Below are 17,167 nucleotides of genomic sequence, written 5' to 3'. Positions count from 1 at the left end.
GGGTGCTGCGCGGGACGGCCGGCGTGCACGGCCGGCCGCGGACCGATTAGACGATGGCCGAGATCCCCGTGATTGCCCGGCCGGTGACGAGAGTGTTGATCTCGTGGGTGCCCTCGTAGGAGTAGATCGCTTCGGCGTCGGAGAAGATCTTGGCCATCTCGTAGTCCGTGACGATGCCGTTGCCGCCGAGGAGGCTGCGGCCGATGGCGACACTTTCGCGCATCCGCGCCGTGGTGAACGCCTTGGCCAGGGCCGACTGCTCGTCCTTGGCCTCGCCGGCGTCCTCAAGCTGGGACAGGCGGACCATCATGCCCATCGAGCTGACGACGTTGCCGAGAATCTGCACGAGCTGGTGCTGGACCAGCTGGAAGGAGGCGATCGGGCGGCCGAACTGGCTGCGCTCGACGGCGTAGCGGCGGGCGACGTCGAACGCGGCGAGCTGCTGGCCGACGGCCTGCCACGCGACGGACAGGCGGGTAACCTTCAGGACCTTGTTGGTGTCCCGGAAGCTGTTGGCGTTGGCCAGCTTGAAGAAGTCCGGCACCACGACATTCTCGAGGGTGATGCCGGCGTTCTGGACGGTGCGCAGCGAGATCTTGTTCTCGATCTTGGTGGCAGTGTATCCCTCGGTCTTAGTGTCCACGAGGAAGCCCTTTACCTGGTTGTCGGCGAGGTCGCGGGCATAGATGACCACCCAGTCGGAGAAGGTGGCGTTGCCGATCCAGCGCTTGGCTCCGTTGAGGATCCAGCTGTCACCCTCGCGCCGGGCGGTGGTGCGCGTGCCACCGGCGACGTCGGAGCCGCCCAGCGGCTCGGTCAGGCCGAAGGCGCCGATTTTCTTCAGGGAGTAGATGTCCGGCAGCCAGGCGTCCTGCTGCTCCTGCGAGGCGAGCGCCTCGATCGAGCCGGTGAAGAGCCCGTCGTGCACGCCCAAGAAGGTGGCGATCGAGGTGTCCGCACGGGTCGCCTCGGCATGCAGGATCCCGGCGAAGAGGTTCGAGTAGCCCTGGCGCTTGACCGGGCTGACCAGGTCGATCTCGGCCAGCTTCGGGATCAGGTCCATCGGGAACTCGCCGCGGTTCCAGCAGTCCACGGCGATCGGCTTCACCTCACGAGCCAGGAACTCGCGCACCTCCGCCAGCCGGTCCTTCTCCTTGCCGCTGAGCAGCTGTTCGAAAGCGAAGAAGTCGCCATCGGCGTAGGGGAGGTTGTTGATGTCGATTGCAGCTTTGGACATGTTGTTCCTTCACTTGTGATCGGCAGCGATCAAAAGGGCGCGGGCTTCGCGCCGCGGATATGTTACTCGTGAGTAACATATCCCAGCTTTCGGCCGGGTGGCAAGTGACGGGGCACACGGCTGGCTGGCCATGGATCCTCCCGGCAGGAGGCGAGGGGTGCGCCCGGATACCGGGTCGCAGCGGGATGGCTGCCGGATGGCAGGGGGTCGCCGGGCCGGCCGCTGCGCGGGGCCGCTGGGCGCGGTCGCTGCGCGGGGCCGCTGGGCGCGGTCGCTGGACCGGCCCCTGGGCCGGGAGACAAAAAGGGCCGCAGCTGACGAAGGACGTCCGCTCCGGCCCCGGGGACACGGCGTGTCCAGGGAACTGTTGATGATGTAGGGCTACTCGGACTTGAACCGAGGACCTTAGGATTATGAGTCCCGCGCTCTAACCAGCTGAGCTATAGCCCCGTGGGCCGGAACGGTCACGCCCTGACGGGCCCGACCATTCCGGGCAAAAACACTCTAGCAATAGTAGTCGCCCCGGCTCGGGCAACGACCGCCTACGGCGATCCGGGCCGCTTAGACGACCAGGTCGTCGTAGCTGGCGCCACGGTAGATGTCCTCGAAGGTTTGCAGGGTGCGTTCGATGCTGTGGCTTTCCACCATGCTTCGGCTCGCCTTGCCCATGGCCGCACGCTCGTCCGCCGGCAACGACAGCACGCGTTCGATCTTGGCCGCCAGGTCGTTGCTGTCATTCGGCGTGAACAGGTAGCCGTTCTCGCCGTCGTGGACCAGGTGAGGCAGGGCCATGGCGTCGGCCAGCACCACCGGGGTGGACGCGGACATCGCCTCCAGGGTGACGAGGGACTGCAGCTCGGCGGTGCCGGGCATGCAGAACAGGTCCGCGCTCAGGTAGGCCCGGCGCAGTTCCTCGTCGCTGGCCAGGCCAAGGAACTTCACACGGTCTTGCAGGCCCAGCCGTTCCACCCGTGCCTCGAGTGCGGGCCGGACCTCGCCGCCGCCGACGACCTCCAGGTGGACGTCGAGCGCCGCCGGCGTCTTGGCTACGGCGTCGATCAGCACGTCGATGTGCTTTTCTTCGGCGAGGCGGCCGACGAACAGCACGGTGGGGCTGGCGTGCGGCGTTGATTCCTCGCCCGGCTTCAGTTCGTAGGCTGCGGCATCGATGCCGTTGGACAGGGGCAGGACCTTGCGCAGGAAGGCGTGCTGGTGCATGGCCTTGGCGGCGAGCGGCGTCGGCGTCGTGACGACGTCGGCCTGGCCCATGACCTTGCCCATGTCGCGCCACGACACGCGGCCGACGATGTCCTTGAACCACTGCGGGAAGGGCAGGAACGGGTTGAGGTTTTCGGGCATGAAGTGGTTGGTCGCGACGATCCTGATGCCGCGCTTGACCGCCTCGTAGAGGACGTGTTCGCCGATCATGTAATGGCTTTGGATGTGCACGACGTCCGGCTGGATCCGGTCGAACAGCAGGCCTATTTCCTTCTTGATCTCCCACGGGAAGGTGATCCGGAAGTACTCGTGGGTCGGCACCGAGTGCGAGCGGAGCCGGTGCACGGTGGCCTCGTCGCGGAACTCGCTGAAGCTCTTGCCCTTGCTGGGCCGGCACGCCAGGACATGGACGTCATGCCCGCGGCCGGTCATACCCTTGGCCAAGCGGTAGCCGAACTGTGCGGCACCGTTGACATCCGGCGGGTAGGTGTCAGCGGCAATCAGGATGGTCAGCTTTTTGTCGGCTTGGTCATTCTCGGGCATGGTCACGGGGATAGCTCCTGGTGGTCACGGTGCGGTCAGCGGGGCTGTGGTGGCCGGCTGGCCATCGGCACAGGCGGCGGGCCTGCGCCAGAAGTCTGTGGCGCCGCCCTAGGACAGCCGTCCCGCGGCTTTCCGCGCGTCCTTCTTGCGCTTGGTGACCTCGGGGTGGTGCCTTGAAAGGGCGATCACTCCCACGATAGCAAGGAGTGCGGCCGCGCCCATGGCAATCGCCGTCACGGCGTGGACGTCGGGCCGCAACTCCCCCAGGATCACGATGCCGATCGCGATGCCGATAATCGGGTCGATGACGGTCAGTCCGGCGATCACGAGGTCGGGCGGACCTCCGGAGTAGGCGCTCTGCACAAACCATGAGCCCAGCCCGCCGGCGGCAAGGATGGCGACCAGCGTGTACCACTGGACGTTGAGCAGGAACTGCCCGTTCGGGTCGACCAGGTGCTTGCCGATAATGCGGGTCAGGACCGCCACGAAGCCGAACAGGACGCCGGCGCCGAGGATGTACACGAAGGCGCTCATCCGGTGCTTGAAGAGCAGCGCCAGTGTTCCAAAGAGGCTTACGGCCAGGGCCAGCAGCAGCACGATGGTCAGCTCGTCCGAGCCGCTGACGTGGTGGTTTTCCTGGGTGACGTTCACAGCGAGCACCACGAACAGGGCCGAACCGGTGACGCACGAACTGATGGCCACGACGGTGGCCCGGTTCATGCTCAGCCCTTGGTCTTTGGCATTGATGATGGTGGTGATGACGAGGGCGATCGCTCCGATCGGCTGGACCACGGTCAGTGGCGCGGAGACCAGGGCGACGGCATTCATCGCCGTCCCGACGCAGAGCAGCATGAGCCCCAGGACCCAGCGCGGGTTGCGGATCAGGCGGAGCAGTCCGTGGGAACTGAGCGCCAGCCCTCCGGTGTCTGCCTTGACCGCACTCCCCTGCCGCTGGGCGCCGAAGGCCAGGAAGAAGGCGCCAAGTACCGCCAGCACAACCGCAAGCCAGACCATCAGCGGAGGCCGCCGTCGTCGATGTCGCCCTCGCTGGCGTGCTGACCGCGGGCGTTGCCGGCTTTGAGGTCCCGGCCCTTGCGGATGATGGCCCAGAAGTAGTTGTAGGCCGCGATCCAGTGCCCCACGAGGCCCAGCCCCAGGAAGATCCAGGCAGCCACAAAGTAGGCGTCGGTCCCGGGGACGGGCAGCTTGGAGAGCACCAGCAGGGGGGTGCCGACCAGCAGCAGGGCGGTGCGGATCTTGCCGGTCCGGCTCACGGGCAGGTCCGGGTGGCTGTGGAAGTAGAACAGCGAGATGGAGAGCAGCACAAGGTCCGGGACGAGCAGCGCGGTCAGGTACCACCACTCGACGACGCCGGCGATCACGAGGGTGACGGCCACCGCGATGAGCGAGAGCCGGTCCGCGATGGGATCCATGATGCGGCCCAGCTTGGACATCTGGTTGAAACGGCGGGCAATGTAGCCGTCCACCCAGTCGGTGCTGCCCATGACCGCCAGCACCAGGGCGGCGGCGCCGTATTCCTGCTTGGCCAGGACCAGCCAGATGAAGAGCGGGACGCCGAGGAACCGGACCACGGTCAGCAGGTTGGGAACGGTGAAGACCAGGTCGTGATGGATCTGGGGCTGCCCGGGGCGTGTGCCAGCGCCGATGAACTTCATCCGTTCCCCCTTTCCACAGCCGGCAACGATTTAGTGTCGGAGTTCAGGGCGAAGCCTAGCCCTTGAGGAGTCGGCGCAGCAGGAACACGAGCGCCGTTGTGGAAGCTGCAAGGGCGGCCAGCGGTTTCCAGCGCTTGCCGAGTTCGGCCGCGGTTCCAGACCTGTTGGCCGTGGCACCGGGGGTAGCGGCCCTTTCGCCCGAGGCCTTGGCCTGGCTGCGGAACCCGGCGATCTTGTCGTCCACGAGCTCCCTGCCCTCCTCCAGCTTGTGCTGGGTGGCGGTGAGGAGGGCCTGGGCCTGGGTCTTGACGTCGAGTTCCTGGCCGAGCTCGTCGCGCACGCCGGTGAGGTGCCGGCGGCGCGTCTCGAGCCGGCGGCGCAGCTCGTCCTCGGTCGGGGCGGGGCCCAGATCGGGCTGTTCTGCGGCCTTCTTGGCTTCCTTTTCGGCCTTAGCCTTTGCGGCAGCCTCTTCCTTGGCGGCTTTGGCTGCCTTGGCCTGCGGGGAGTTGGGGTCAAGGACGGCGGGGTCGAAGGAAGAGCCTTCCTTCGCAATGCCGAGGTCGTATTTGAGGCCGCGGATGGTCTCCTCGGGGAGCAGCGGCATGGCCTTCTTGAACCGGCCGTAGCCGATCAGGCCCACGATCAGGGCAATTACCAGGAAGGCGGCGCAGACCAGCAGGGCCGCGAGCCAGGCCGGCATGACGGTGGCCAGGCCCATGATGGCCGCCACGATGAGCCCGATCACGAGGAAGGCGACAAAGACGAGGGCGACGCCGAAGAAAGCTGCAGCGACCCCGAGCTGGATGCCCTTGCGCTTGAGTTCGGCCTTCGCGAAGGCAATCTCGTCATTGAGTTGCCGGGGTGCCAGCTTGAAGATCAGTTTCAGGGTCTTGGGCAGCGCGAAAAGGCGCAGCCCCCCGTTTGTCCTGCCGGTGTGCCGTCCGCTCATCGGTTCCGCCTAACTGGTTCCATCTGTGATTCCGCTTCCGCTGGATTGCCGGGTCTGCGCGGCTTCGCGCACTCCCAGGTGTCAAAACTACCATTCAGGGTCCGGCCGGCGTCCCGCGCGCGCCCGTCGGGACGGGCGTGGCGGGCTGGGCCGCCGTGCGGCGGCTTACGACGGCGCCCGGCGAGCACCGCGTCGGCGTCGTCGGGCTGCCTGGTGCGGACGACGACGGGCTGCGCCGGGTAAGCGCGACGGGCTGCGCCGGGCAGGCGCCGCGGTCGACGCCGGGCGGGCCTAGGATTGACCTCTGTGCATACACACAGCAATCCCGGGGACTCCCTGACCCGCCGTCGGAAGCTCCTCTACATCCTGATGCTCGGCGCCTTGACGGCCCTTGGGCCGTTCACGGTGGACCTCTACCTGCCGGCATTTCCTGCCCTGGAGGCGAGCCTCGGTGTCACCGAGGCCGCAGTGCAGCTGACCCTGACCGGCACGACGGTAGGTTTCGCCCTGGGCCAGCTGGTGGTGGGGCCGCTGAGCGACAAGTTCGGACGACGTCTTCCCCTGATCCTGGCCACCGCGGTGCACATCGGAGCCTCGCTCGGGGCCGCCCTTTCCACCGACATCGGCACGCTGGGCCTCTTCCGCGTGCTCATGGGCATCGGTGCCGCCGGCGGAGGCGTGGTGGCGATGGCGATGGTGCGGGACCTTTTCAGCGGCTACGCGATGGTCCGGATGTTCTCCCGGATGGCGCTCGTCAACGGCTTGGCCCCGATCCTGGCACCGGTCATCGGATCGCAACTGCTGCTGCTGATGCCGTGGCCGGGCATCTTCTTCTTCCTTGCCGGCTACGGCAGCTGCGTGATAATCGCGGCCGTGTTCGTGGTGCGCGAGACCTTGCCGCGCGAGCTGCGCGGCACCACAGGCCTGACGGTCCGCCAGCGCTACGGCGTCCTTTTCGCCGACCGGATCTTCGTTGGCCTGCTGCTGCTGGGCGGCATGAACTTTGGCGGTCTCTTCACATATCTCTCGGCCTCGCCGTTCCTGTTCCAGGACGTGTACGGCTTCTCCCCGCAGCAGTATGGCCTGCTGTTCGGCATCAACTCGCTGGGGATCGTCGCTGGGGTCCAGACCAGCTCCCGGCTCATCAAGCGCGTCCCGCCGCAGTGGATCCTCGCCTGCTCGACGGCGTGGATGTTCCTCATGGCGGTGCTGATCGTGGTCTTCGACCAGCTGGGCTTTGGCCTGTGGGGCGTCATGGTGCCGCTCTGGTTCTACATCCTGGGCGCCGGATTCACCTTCCCCTGCGTCCAGGTGCTGGCCCTGGCCAAGCACGGCGCCCAGGCCGGAACCGCAGCCTCCCTGCTCGGTGCTGCGACCTTCCTGATGGCCGGCATCATCTCCCCCGTGGTCGGCTGGCTGGGCCTCGGCTCGGCGACGCCGATGGGTGCCGTCCAGGCCGGCTGCATCCTCCTGGCGGCCGCGTCCCTCTGGCTCGTGGTCCGGCCGCGGACCGTGCCTTCCATCCACTAGCACCGGCCGCCCTTTGGGGGACATGCCCCACGCACGGCACGCGCAGTGGGCATGCCCCCTGCGGAGACGACAGGGTGGACATGCCCAGTCCCCGCGACCAAGAGTGGACATAACAGGCATATGTCCATGCTTCGAGGCGCACAAGGGACATGTCCGATGGCAGGCACGGGCACCGCACATGCTCCCAGGGTGGACATGCCCGGTCCCCGCGACCAAGAGTGGACATAACAGGCATATGTCCATGCTTCGAGGCGCAGAAGGGGCATGTCCGGTGTTGGACGGCACGTAGGGGCATGCCCAGCAGCGGAGACTGGGCTGGGCTGGGCTGGGCTGGGCTGGGCTGGGGCCATGCTGCCCTGTTCGCGGCCTGCGGCTGGCGATAAAGTTGTTGTGTGCCTGACTGGCAGGACCCTCCTCCCCTACCGGCCACGTGGCAGCGGTGCGACGACGGTATTCTGCCTCTGTGGTGGGAGCGGCTGTGCTCGCAGACCAGCCCCCAGTCGGCGGCCCTCTATGCGGCCGGGCTGTTCACTGAGGACCGGCGCCGGCCGATCGCGCAGTGGTACAACCCAGCCTACGACTCAGCCCTGCTGGTGGCCCCCGAGACCTCGCCCGAATGGCCGGTGCAGCGCTTCGGCATCTTCTACGCGCCCCCGCGTGGCGGCTTCACCCGCGTCCATTCGTCGGCCCACGAGTGGCACCCGCGGGAGCCGCGGCAGTCCCCCACGGAGGATGAAGCCTTCCAAGCCGCCGTGGCCGAGGCGGAGCGCTTCCTGCAGGTAGAGATGTTCTTCGTCTGAGGGCTCGTACGCCGAAACCCGGAGTCTTACCGACGGCCCCGCGCCCGCCCCGGTGACCTGAACCACAGAAAGCCAGGGCAGCGTATCGAGCCAAGAAAAAAGGCCCCGCAGCCGGTTATTCACCGGCCGCGGGACCTGTCTGCTCCTCCTGCTGGACTTGAACCAGCAACCCTTCGATTAACAGTCGAATGCTCTGCCAATTGAGCTAAGGAGGAATGAAGCAGGTATGACATTAGCAAAGGTTTTACCGCTAGGGAAATCGGCGGCGCAGGATCCGGAACCCGCGCACTCCGCCACAATCGAATACCCCCACCGGGTATACAAAAAGTCCCCGTCCCGGTGACCCGGAACGGGGACTGTGCGCTCCTCCTGCTGGACTTGAACCAGCAACCCTTCGATTAACAGTCGAATGCTCTGCCAATTGAGCTAAGGAGGAATGAAGCGGATATAAGCCTAGCAAACACCGTGCCGGGAAGCGAAATTGGCCGCCCAGCGGGGCAATCAGGAGTCCATGCGGAGCGAGCGCCGCTGCATCTCAAGTTCCATGAGTTCCCGATTCAGCCGCTGGAATGCTTCCGGGTCCGCCGTGGCGTCGAGACGCTGCAGCTGGCCCATCTTGTCGGCCTTGACCCGGGTGATTTGCAGCTCGAACAGCCGCGCCAGAATGTCGCGGCAGTAGCGTTGGACGGCTTCGGCGGTGCTGGCTGGCAGCGGCACGACGGCGAGTTCGGACACGAGCGGCCGGAGCGGCTCAGGGACCTCCCGCAGCAGCTGCTCGACCCACCGCGCAGGGTCACCGATGGAACCCGGACCGGAGGCACGGATCGCTTCGTGGATCGCGAGGTAGGCCGGCGTGGAGAACCGCGCCTCGGAGAAACGCTGCCATGTCGCCCCCTCAAGGGTCGAAGGATGCTGGAGTACCACCTCGAGCGCCTGGCGCTCCATCGCGGCCACCGGATCGCGCGGGTCGGGCCGGTTGAAGGCCGGCAGCGTGGCCGACGGCGGCAGGGGCGCCACGCCCGGGGCGGCACCGGGGGCCGTTCCGGCCGGGCGCGTCGGGTTCTGGCCATGGCCCTGGCCATATCCCTGTCCGGCGCCTCCGGACGTTCCCTGGGCGTTACGTTTGATCGCGGCGCCAACGGCACGGCTGACTTCCTCGACCGGCATGCCCAGCCACCCCGCCAGTTCGCGGGCGTAGGCGGGCCGGATGCCGGCATCACGGATTTGGGCGACCACTGGAGCCGATTCTCGCAGGGCCGCGATCCGTCCCTCGACGGTGTCCAGGTTGTGCCGCCTCAGGCTGGCGCGGATTGCGAATTCGAACAGCGGCCGGCGGGTGCCGATCAGGTCCCGGACGGCGGAGTCGCCCTTGGCCTGTCGCAGCTCGCAGGGGTCGGATCCGCCGGGTTCCACTGCGACGTAGGTCTGCGCCACGAAGCGCTGGTCCTCTTCGAAGGCGCGCAGCGCCGCCTTTTGGCCTGCGGCGTCGCCGTCGAAGGTGAAGATGACTTCTCCCCCGCTGCCGTCGTCGGAGAGCAGCCGGCGGGCAATCTTGATGTGCTCGGTGCCGAACGCCGTGCCGCAGGTGGCCACCGCCGTCGTGATCCCGGCCAGGTGGCAGGCCATCACGTCGGTGTAACCCTCCACCACCACCAGTTGGCGGTCCTTGGCGATGTTCCGTTTGGCGAGGTCGATCCCGTAGAGGACCTGCGACTTCTTGTAGAGCGCGGTCTCGGGGGTGTTGAGGTACTTGGGGCCCTGGTCGTCCTCGTAAAGCTTGCGGGCGCCGAAGCCGATGGTGTCGCCGGCGATGTCGCGGATCGGCCAGATCAGCCTGCCGCGGAAACGGTCGTAGATCCCCCGGCCGCCCTCGGAAAACATGCCGGTGAGTTTGAGTTCCGCGTCGGTGTAGCCGCGGCCGCGGAGGTGCTTGAGCAGCGAGTCCCAGCCCTGCGGGGCGTAGCCGACGCCGAACTGTTCCGCCGCGGCGCGGTCGAAGCCGCGGCCGTAGAGGAAGTTCCGGCCCTCGGTGGCGCCCGGGGTCAGCAGCTGCGCGCGGAAGAATTCGTCGGCGATCTTGTGCGCGTCGAGGAGGCGCTGGCGGCGGCCGATTTCCTCGCGGTTGGGGCCGGACCCGCCGTCCTCGTAGCGCAGTTCGTAGCCGATCCGGGCAGCGAGCTTCTCCACGGCCTCATGAAAGGTGGTGTGGTCAAGTTTCTGCACGAAGGAGATGACGTCGCCGTCCTCGCCGCAGCCGAAGCAGTGATAGCGGCCCACCTGGGGGCGCACGGTGAACGAGGGCGAGCGCTCATCATGGAAGGGACACAGGCCCTTGAAGGACCCCAGCCCGGCACCCTTGAGGGTCACATAGCCGTCGACAACTTCCTTGATGTCGGTGCGCTGGCGTACCTCGTCGATGTCTTCACGTTTTATCAGGCCGGCCACGGTGCCATCCTAGTACCCGGGTACGACGCCGGTCGGCGGCGTATGGCGCCTGTCACCCGCACCGTCACCACAGCGACGGCAGGCTGCCGACGTGCCGTTCGTACATGGCCAGCGCGGAGCCGTCGGTCAGTGAGGCGACCTGGTCGATGACAACGCGCAGCCGGGCGCCGTCGTCCTCCGCGGCGCGCCAGTCGGCGGCGAACATCGGCTCCAGGTGGCGGTCGCCGCTGGCGCTAAGCGCGGTCACGAGCGCGTGCAGGACCTCGCGCTGGCGTTCGTAGATGGGCTGCCGGTGTTCGGTGGTCATCACGAACGTGGTGGCCAGGCCCTTCATCACGGCGATCTCCATCACGGTCTCGTCCGGGACGATGAGTTCGGCGTTGTAGCGGGTGAGATTTTCCGGGCCGTAGACGGTGCGGGTGGTCTCGAGCGCGCTTTGGCAGAACCGGCCGATCAGCTGGCTGGTCATGTCTTTGAGCGCAGCCATGGACTTGCGGCTGCCGTCGGCCTCGCGGACCCAGACACTCGTGGCCTCCAGCCGGGCCAGGGCGGCGTCGATGGCGGCTGGATCGTTGTGCGGCAGGTACCACTGCTTCGCGTAGCCCACCACCCGGGCGCGGTGGTCGGGATTGTCCATCCAGCGAAGCTGGAAGTGCCCGGCGACGATCGCGTCCTCGACGTCGTGCACCGAGTAGGAGATGTCGTCCGCGAGGTCCATGACCTGGGCCTCCAAGCAGGAGCGCCGCTCGGGTGCCCCCTCGCGGATCCAGTCGAAGATCGGCAGGTCGTCCTCGTAGGCGCCGAACTTGCTGGTCCGCTGGCCGTGGATCACCGGCGCGTTCTCGGCCGACCACGGGTATTTCGCGGCGGCGTCGAGGCTGGCGCGGGTCAGGTTAAGGCCGGCGGGGCGGCCGTCCGGGGCCAGCACCTTGGGCTCCAGCCGGGTCAGCAGGCGCAGCGTCTGGGCGTTGCCTTCGAAGCCGCCGATCGCGTGCGCGACCTCGTTCAGGGCCGACTCGCCGTTGTGGCCGAACGGCGGGTGGCCGAGGTCGTGGCTGAGGCAGGCGGTGTCGACGACGTCGGGGTCGCAGCCCAGGGCGCGGCCGAGTTCACGGCCTACCTGCGCCACCTCGAGGCTGTGGGTCAGCCGGGTGCGGACGAAGTCGTCCGTGTCCGGCGCGACCACCTGGGTCTTGGCCCCGAGCCGGCGCAGCGCCGAGGAGTGCAGGACGCGGGCGCGGTCGCGTTCGAAGTCGGAGCGGTAGGTGCTCTTGGGCGGCTCCTCGACCCAGCGGGCGCAGTCGCGGTCCACGTAGCCGTCCAGCACGGGCGCGCTCGTCCTGGTTTCAGCCACCGGAGACATCCAGTTCGGCGAAGGAGATGTCGCGGGTCTGTTCGGAGTCCAGGCTGCGGTTGAGCAGCCAGTCCTTGGGCAGGGCGGGCTTCTTGGGTGAACCGGCGCGGCCGCGCGGGCCCTCGGCGTCGGCGCCCGGGTACGGCGAATCAAGGTCCAGTTCGTCGAGGGTGCCGCGGAGCACCTCGAGGCTTGTCACGAGCGCCAGCCGGTTCCGCAGCTCGCTGCCCACCACGTACCCCTTGAGGTACCAGGCCATGTGTTTGCGGATCTCGCGCAGCGCCTTGCCCTCGTCGCCGAAGGTCTCAACCATGAGTTCGGCGTGCCGGTAGATGCTTTCCGCCACCTGGCGGAGTGCCGGGGTGTGGCGGACGTCGCTGCCCTCGAAGGCAGCCATGAGGTCGCCGAACAACCATGGCCGGCCCTGGCAGCCGCGGCCCACCACGACGCCGTCCACGCCGGTCTCGCGGACCATCCGCACCGCGTCTTCGGCGGACCAGATGTCGCCGTTGCCGAGGACCGGGATGTCCGGGAGCGCCTCGCGCAGCCGTGCGATGGCGGACCAGTCGGCCTTGCCGGAGTAGAACTGGGCGGCGGTGCGGCCGTGCAGGGCGACGGCGGCGACGCCGGAGTCGCGGGCAATGCGGCCGGCGTCGAGATACGTGAGGTGGTCATCGTCGATGCCCTTGCGCATCTTGATGGTCAGCGGGATGTTGCCCCTGGACGCTTCCTTCACCGCGGTCTGGACGATCGAGGTGAAGAGATCCGTTTTCCAGGGCAGCGCCGAGCCGCCGCCGCGCCGGGTCACCTTGGGCACCGGGCAACCGAAGTTGAGGTCGATGTGGTCCGCGCGGTTCTCCTCGACCAGCATCCGGACGGCCTGGCCGACGGTCACAGGGTCCACGCCGTAAAGCTGGACGGAGCGGACTTTCTCGTCCTCGTCGTGCGAAATGATGCGCAGCGATTCGGGCGTGCGCTCCACCAGGGCACGGGAAGTCACCATCTCCGCCACGTACAGGCCGCCGCCGTATTCACGGCAGAGCCTGCGGAAGGCGGAGTTGGTGATGCCCGCCATCGGAGCCAGGATCACGGGAGTGTCCACCGTGAGGGGACCCAGCTTCAGGGGCGGCAGTTCCAGCTTGGGGGCGGGAGGCGTTGCTACAACAGTCACCCGTCCATTGTCTCAAAGCCGGGCAAATCGGCGGCATCCAGGCCGGCTATGTGGAAATCGCGGCGTGTACCGGGCGGCGCGCAGCGGCCCGGTCAGCCGGGCACGGCGGCGCGTCGGCCGCGGCGGCCCGCCGGCGCCGGTTCCGAGCCCCCGTCGTCGGGCGATCCCCCGTCGGACGAGTCCCCATCAGCAGAGCCCCCATCAGCAGAGCCCCCACCGGACGGGCCGGCCTCGACCGGGCCCCCGGCGGGAGCGGTGGCGGGCCGGCCGCCGTCGTCCGCCGCGCTCCCGCCCTTCAGCCCGGTGGCCTTCACGACGAGCACCGCGATCAGCGTGGTCACGGGGATGGCCAGGACCAGGCCGATGGAGCCGACGAGCGTGCGGATCACTTCCTCGGAGAGTTCGGCGCTGGTGAGGGCGTCGCCCAGCGGGCGCTCGTAGAGCATCACGATGATCAGGATCGGCAGGGCCGCCCCGGCGTAGGCGAAGGCGATGGTGTAGACGGTGGAGGCGATGTGGTCCCGGCCGATCCGCATGGCCGCGGCGAACAGCTTCCGCGCGGACGTCCCGGGAGCGAGTTCCCAGAGCTCCCAGACCGCGGAGGACTGGGTGATTGTCACGTCGTTGAGCACACCGAGTCCGGAAATGATGAGCCCGCACAGGATGATCCCCGAGATCGAGATGTGGTCCGAAACGTTGGCGAGTGTGGCGGCGTCATGGTTGCCCACCCCTGCAAGGTTCGCCGCGTCGGTGGCCCAGGCCGCGAGCGCGGCGGTGATGCCCAGGCCGAACATCGTCCCCAGCAGCGCCGTCGAGGTCCGGGCGGTAAAGCCGTGCGCGAAGTAGAGCACGCCGATCATGATCACCGTGGATCCGACCAGGGCCAGCAGCAGCGGCGGTTTGCCTTCCACCAGGCCGGGAAGCATAAACGAGACCAGCACGGCGTAGGCGCCAACAAGGCCGATGAGGGCGCGCAGCCCGCGCCAGCGCGCCACTGCGATCACGACCACGGCGTAGAGCACGGCGAGCAGGATGATGGGCAGCGTCCGGACAAAGTCGACGAACACGTAGGCGGGCGCGCCTCCCGCGGCGGCGCCCTGGGCCTTGGAGAGGTTGAGGTAGCGGATGTTGTCGCCGACCTTGACGCCGTGGGACTTGGCGACGTCGGGGTTGATCACCACCTTGACCGGGTTGCCGCCCTTGTCCGGGTCCGTGTAGGCGAAGGTGCACTGCGAGCCCTGTCCGGGCCCGGCAGCGGCCGGGGCGCCCGGCTGGGCGGTGCCGTCCATGCAGCCTGCGACGACGACGCGCTGGATTTTTCCGGTGTCGAAGCTGACGCCTGGCGCGGCCGCATAGGGACTTGAGAGTTTAAGGCCTTCCTTGCTGCCCGAGGGCCACAGCAACACCATGGCCACGATGGTCAGCAGGGTCAGCGGAACCAGGACGGCGGCCAGGATCCAGTTGGCTTTCTTCCGCGCGGCGAGCGCCCGGGGAGTCTGGTCGAGGTGCCCCGGGGTCGTGTGTGAATGTCCGGCGCCCATCAGCAGTTCAACCTCATGCCGAAAACTTTACGGGGTCGGAACCGCCGGCCGGTGCCAGTGCCCTGCCGCCGGGCAGGATCCAAAGTGCCCTGCCCCCGCGCAACGCCCATCCCCCGGCAACCCGGCCGCGAATGACCTATGGGAATGAGCGTGCAAACCGGCGCGGAAACGCTCACGGGAACGCCGGCGCGCAACTTATTGTTGGTAATTGCAGGGACCAAACGAGGTGGAGGACACTAGCGTGGCCAGACGCATGACAGACGACCGGGAGCACCAGGCAGCCGGGGCAGGCCCGGCGGCCCGCGCCGAGCTCAGCATCGCGGACGCCGCCGGGCAGACGCGCGGCGTCGCCCTGGTGCTGCACGGCGGCCGCGCGGACAGCTTCGAGGCGGTCCGCGCCCGGCACCTCAGCCCGGCCAGGATGCTGCCCTTCGCCCAGGCGCTCCGGAACGAGGGCGCCCCGCACGGCCTGGCCGTCTGGACGCTCCGGAACCGGTACCGGGGCTGGAACGGGCCGGACATGTCCCCGGTCCAGGATGCCCGCTGGGCCCTTGCCCAGATCAGCCGCGAACATCCCGGCGTGCCCGTATACCTGCTGGGCCACTCGATGGGCGGCCTCACCGCGCTCTGCGTCGCGGACCACCCGCAGGTGGAAGCCGTCGTCGCGCTGGCCCCGTGGCTGGACCGGTCCACGCCGGTGGAACCCGTCGCCGGGCGCCGTGTCCTGATCGTGCACGGCAGCGAGGACCGCTGGACGAGTCCCAAGAACTCGCTGGCCTATGCCCGGCGCGCCGAGGGTGTGGCGGCGTCGATCGACTACGTCTCGCTCAAGGGCGCCGGCCACTTCATGTTCCGCCGGGTCCGGCTCTGGAACTCACTCGCCAACGGCTTCATCCTTGATGCCTTCGGCAACAGCGCCGGCACTGAACTCCCTGGCACGGACGCACTCCGCCAGGTCCTCCCCACCGCGGCCAGCCTCCCGGTGGTGCTGTGATGCCGGCCTTCCCGCTGGAAGCGTTCCTGGCCAGTCTGCCCTGGGTGGCGCTGGGACTGTTGGCGCTGCTGGCCGTGACATTTGCCGTCGCCGTGCGCCAGAGCCGCCACTCGGTCATCGACACTGTCTGGGGCCTCGGCTTTGTGGTGGCAGCCGCGGTCTCCTGGGCGCTGTCTGCAGGCCACGGCGACGACGGCCGCCGCCTCTTGCTGCTGGCCCTCGTTGCGGTCTGGGGCATCCGGCTGGCCGTCCACATCGGCATCCGGGCCCGCGGCGGCCATGAGGATCCGCGCTACGTGGACATGCTCTCCTCCGCCCCCGGCTCCCGCAACACGTACGCCCTGCGCCGCGTGTACCTGCCGCAGGGCATCGTGATGTTCTTCGTCTCGCTCACCATCCAGGTGGGCATGTTCAGCACCGGCACCCTGGGTTGGCTGGCGCTGCTGGGCGTCCTTTTGTGGATTGTCGGTTTCGTCTTCGAGACTGTCGGGGACTGGCAGCTGGCTCAGTTCAAGGCGGATCCGGCCAAGCGCGGCACCGTCCTGGACACCGGTCTCTGGCGCTATACCCGGCACCCGAACTACTTCGGCGACGCCGCCGTCTGGGCCGGCCTATTCCTCGTCGCCGCGGACTCCTGGCCCGGCGTGCTGACCATCCTCTCCCCCGCGCTGATGATCTGGACGCTGGCCGGCAAGACCGGGAAGCCCCTGACCGAGAAGGCCATGTCCGCCCGGCCCGGCTACAAGGAATACGTCGAATCGACCTCCGGCTTCCTGCCCTGGCCGCCGCGCCGGCCGGCGGAGCGCTGAGATGCGCGGTTCGACGTGAGCTGGCGGCCGGCGCCCAGCGACCGCTTCTACCGCGTCATCGTCCGGACCGGCCAGGCGCTGCGCTGGCTGTTCCGGATCCGGGTCCTCGTCACCGGACGGGAAAACCTGCCTCCGGCGCTCCTGGACAACGCACGCGACAGCGCCCCGCAAGGCGGCTCGCGGCACCCCACCCCGGGGACGGGCGCGGTCGTCGCGATCACCCATTTCGGCTACCTCGATTTTGCCTTCGCCGAGCTGCTGCTGTGGGGGCACAACAGGGCCCAGATGCGCTTCCTGATCACCCAGGGCGCGGCCGACCACTGGTTCGCCGGGCCGGCCGTCAGCGCCGCCGGGCACGTCGTCGTCGGCTATGACACCGGAGCGCACGCCTACGACGCCGCCGTGCAGAAGCTCCGCGAGGGCGAATACATCGCGATCCTGCCCGAGGCCGGGGTGAGCCGCAGCTTCCAGGTCCGCGAGTGCAAGACCGGCGCGGTGCGGATGGCCGCCGAGGCCGGGGTGCCCATCATCCCGGTCTCAGTCTGGGGCGCGCACCGGATCATGACCCGGCACCACGGCTTCTCCCCGCTCCGCGCCTGGCGGGCACCCGTGCGTGTGCACGTGGGCGAACCCCTCACCCCGGCCCCGGGGCTGGACGTCCCGGCGACCACCGAGGCGCTGCGCGAAGTCCTCCAGCGCGGGATCGACGCCGGCATCGCGGACTTCCCTCTGAAGCCGGCACCCGGCGCCTGGTGGATGCCGGCCGCGCTCGGCGGCGGGGCCCCCACCGAGGAGGAGCGCCAGCGGCTGGACGAGGCTGAGGGGCCGCGGCGCGCGCGCAGCCGGCGCCGATAAGCCCGGTTCACCCCCGCGACTTGACTAAACTCCATCGGGTAAAAA

14 protein-coding genes and 3 tRNA genes are annotated in these 17,167 nt (G+C 68.4%); 5 read left to right on the top strand and 12 right to left on the bottom strand.

Annotated features, from left to right (window positions below; all coding sequences use genetic code 11):
* Positions 1-46: 46 nt before the first annotated feature.
* The 6 genes from AC1DB8_RS15610 to AC1DB8_RS15585 form a co-directional block, all read right to left on the bottom strand.
* Positions 47-1,237, bottom strand: coding sequence for an acyl-CoA dehydrogenase family protein (locus AC1DB8_RS15610; RefSeq protein ID WP_476893529.1), 1,191 nt, complete (start codon positions 1,235-1,237; stop codon positions 47-49).
* A gap of 376 nt (positions 1,238-1,613) precedes the next feature.
* Positions 1,614-1,687 (bottom strand) — tRNA-Ile (locus AC1DB8_RS15605).
* A gap of 111 nt (positions 1,688-1,798) precedes the next feature.
* A complete protein-coding gene (locus tag AC1DB8_RS15600) occupies positions 1,799-2,998 on the bottom strand; it encodes a glycosyltransferase (protein WP_476893563.1) in 1,200 nt (399 codons plus the stop codon).
* Positions 2,999-3,106: 108 nt separating this feature from the next.
* Positions 3,107-4,012: a DMT family transporter gene (locus tag AC1DB8_RS15595; protein ID WP_476893528.1), complete on the bottom strand. Its 906-nt coding sequence runs from the start codon at positions 4,010-4,012 to the stop codon at positions 3,107-3,109.
* Positions 4,012-4,674 carry a CDP-alcohol phosphatidyltransferase family protein gene (locus AC1DB8_RS15590; protein ID WP_441419314.1) on the bottom strand — a complete coding sequence of 221 codons (663 nt, stop codon included), beginning with the start codon at positions 4,672-4,674 and terminating at the stop codon, positions 4,012-4,014. The genes AC1DB8_RS15595 and AC1DB8_RS15590 overlap by 1 nt, the downstream gene beginning before the upstream one ends.
* Positions 4,675-4,729: 55 nt before the next feature.
* Entirely contained in the window at positions 4,730-5,623 is an 894-nt protein-coding gene (locus tag AC1DB8_RS15585; protein ID WP_476893527.1) for a phage holin family protein, read from the bottom strand.
* A gap of 369 nt (positions 5,624-5,992) precedes the next feature.
* Between AC1DB8_RS15585 and AC1DB8_RS15580 the strand changes: the two genes are divergently transcribed.
* Entirely contained in the window at positions 5,993-7,153 is a 1,161-nt protein-coding gene (locus AC1DB8_RS15580) for a multidrug effflux MFS transporter (RefSeq protein WP_441419369.1), read from the top strand.
* Between the two features lie 392 nt (positions 7,154-7,545).
* Positions 7,546-7,953: a hypothetical protein gene (locus AC1DB8_RS15575; RefSeq protein ID WP_476893526.1), complete on the top strand. Its 408-nt coding sequence runs from the start codon at positions 7,546-7,548 to the stop codon at positions 7,951-7,953.
* 142 nt (positions 7,954-8,095) lie between these two features.
* Here the strand turns inward: AC1DB8_RS15575 and AC1DB8_RS15570 are convergent.
* The 6 genes from AC1DB8_RS15570 to AC1DB8_RS15545 form a co-directional block, all read right to left on the bottom strand.
* Positions 8,096-8,168, bottom strand: a tRNA-Asn gene (locus tag AC1DB8_RS15570).
* Between the two features lie 148 nt (positions 8,169-8,316).
* Positions 8,317-8,389, bottom strand: a tRNA-Asn gene (locus AC1DB8_RS15565).
* A gap of 65 nt (positions 8,390-8,454) precedes the next feature.
* Complete coding sequence (dnaG, locus tag AC1DB8_RS15560; protein ID WP_476893525.1) at positions 8,455-10,398, bottom strand: DNA primase; 1,944 nt, start codon at positions 10,396-10,398, stop codon at positions 8,455-8,457.
* Between the two features lie 64 nt (positions 10,399-10,462).
* Positions 10,463-11,761, bottom strand: a complete 1,299-nt coding sequence (locus AC1DB8_RS15555) for a deoxyguanosinetriphosphate triphosphohydrolase (protein WP_476893524.1) — start codon at positions 11,759-11,761, stop codon at positions 10,463-10,465.
* Entirely contained in the window at positions 11,745-12,923 is a 1,179-nt protein-coding gene (gene dusB, locus AC1DB8_RS15550; protein ID WP_441419309.1) for a tRNA dihydrouridine synthase DusB, read from the bottom strand. The genes AC1DB8_RS15555 and dusB overlap by 17 nt, the downstream gene beginning before the upstream one ends.
* A 92-nt stretch (positions 12,924-13,015) precedes the next feature.
* The gene (locus tag AC1DB8_RS15545) at positions 13,016-14,464 is read right to left on the bottom strand and encodes a YibE/F family protein (protein ID WP_476893523.1); all 1,449 of its coding nucleotides are present in this window, start codon (positions 14,462-14,464) and stop codon (positions 13,016-13,018) included.
* 253 nt (positions 14,465-14,717) lie between these two features.
* Between AC1DB8_RS15545 and AC1DB8_RS15540 the strand changes: the two genes are divergently transcribed.
* Genes AC1DB8_RS15540 through AC1DB8_RS15530 form a run of 3 tightly spaced genes read left to right on the top strand, consistent with a single transcriptional unit; the run spans position 14,718 to position 17,122 of the window.
* Complete coding sequence (locus AC1DB8_RS15540; RefSeq protein WP_441419528.1) at positions 14,718-15,458, top strand: alpha/beta hydrolase; 741 nt, start codon at positions 14,718-14,720, stop codon at positions 15,456-15,458.
* Positions 15,458-16,267, top strand: coding sequence for a DUF1295 domain-containing protein (locus AC1DB8_RS15535; RefSeq protein WP_476893522.1), 810 nt, complete (start codon positions 15,458-15,460; stop codon positions 16,265-16,267). The genes AC1DB8_RS15540 and AC1DB8_RS15535 overlap by 1 nt, the downstream gene beginning before the upstream one ends.
* Before the next feature lie 15 nt (positions 16,268-16,282).
* Positions 16,283-17,122: a lysophospholipid acyltransferase family protein gene (locus tag AC1DB8_RS15530; RefSeq protein WP_476893521.1), complete on the top strand. Its 840-nt coding sequence runs from the start codon at positions 16,283-16,285 to the stop codon at positions 17,120-17,122.
* Positions 17,123-17,167: the final 45 nt, after the last annotated feature.

It is taken from the genome of Arthrobacter sp. 10N410 (assembly GCF_056394945.1).
This window is presented reverse-complemented; position numbering and strand designations above follow the sequence as displayed.

What these genes read in the sequence shown, in the direction of transcription:
- AC1DB8_RS15610 (WP_476893529.1), bottom strand. Translation starts at nt 1,237, where the DNA reads ATGTCCAAAGCTGCAATCGACATCAACAACCTCCCCTACGCCGATGGC.
- AC1DB8_RS15600 (WP_476893563.1), bottom strand. Translation starts at nt 2,998, where the DNA reads ATGCCCGAGAATGACCAAGCCGACAAAAAGCTGACCATCCTGATTGCC.
- AC1DB8_RS15595 (WP_476893528.1), bottom strand. Translation starts at nt 4,012, where the DNA reads ATGGTCTGGCTTGCGGTTGTGCTGGCGGTACTTGGCGCCTTCTTCCTG.
- AC1DB8_RS15590 (WP_441419314.1), bottom strand. Translation starts at nt 4,674, where the DNA reads ATGAAGTTCATCGGCGCTGGCACACGCCCCGGGCAGCCCCAGATCCAT.
- AC1DB8_RS15585 (WP_476893527.1), bottom strand. Translation starts at nt 5,623, where the DNA reads ATGAGCGGACGGCACACCGGCAGGACAAACGGGGGGCTGCGCCTTTTC.
- AC1DB8_RS15580 (WP_441419369.1), top strand. Translation starts at nt 5,993, where the DNA reads ATGCTCGGCGCCTTGACGGCCCTTGGGCCGTTCACGGTGGACCTCTAC.
- AC1DB8_RS15555 (WP_476893524.1), bottom strand. Translation starts at nt 11,761, where the DNA reads ATGTCTCCGGTGGCTGAAACCAGGACGAGCGCGCCCGTGCTGGACGGC.
- AC1DB8_RS15545 (WP_476893523.1), bottom strand. Translation starts at nt 14,464, where the DNA reads ATGGGCGCCGGACATTCACACACGACCCCGGGGCACCTCGACCAGACT.
- AC1DB8_RS15540 (WP_441419528.1), top strand. Translation starts at nt 14,718, where the DNA reads ATGACAGACGACCGGGAGCACCAGGCAGCCGGGGCAGGCCCGGCGGCC.
- AC1DB8_RS15535 (WP_476893522.1), top strand. Translation starts at nt 15,458, where the DNA reads ATGCCGGCCTTCCCGCTGGAAGCGTTCCTGGCCAGTCTGCCCTGGGTG.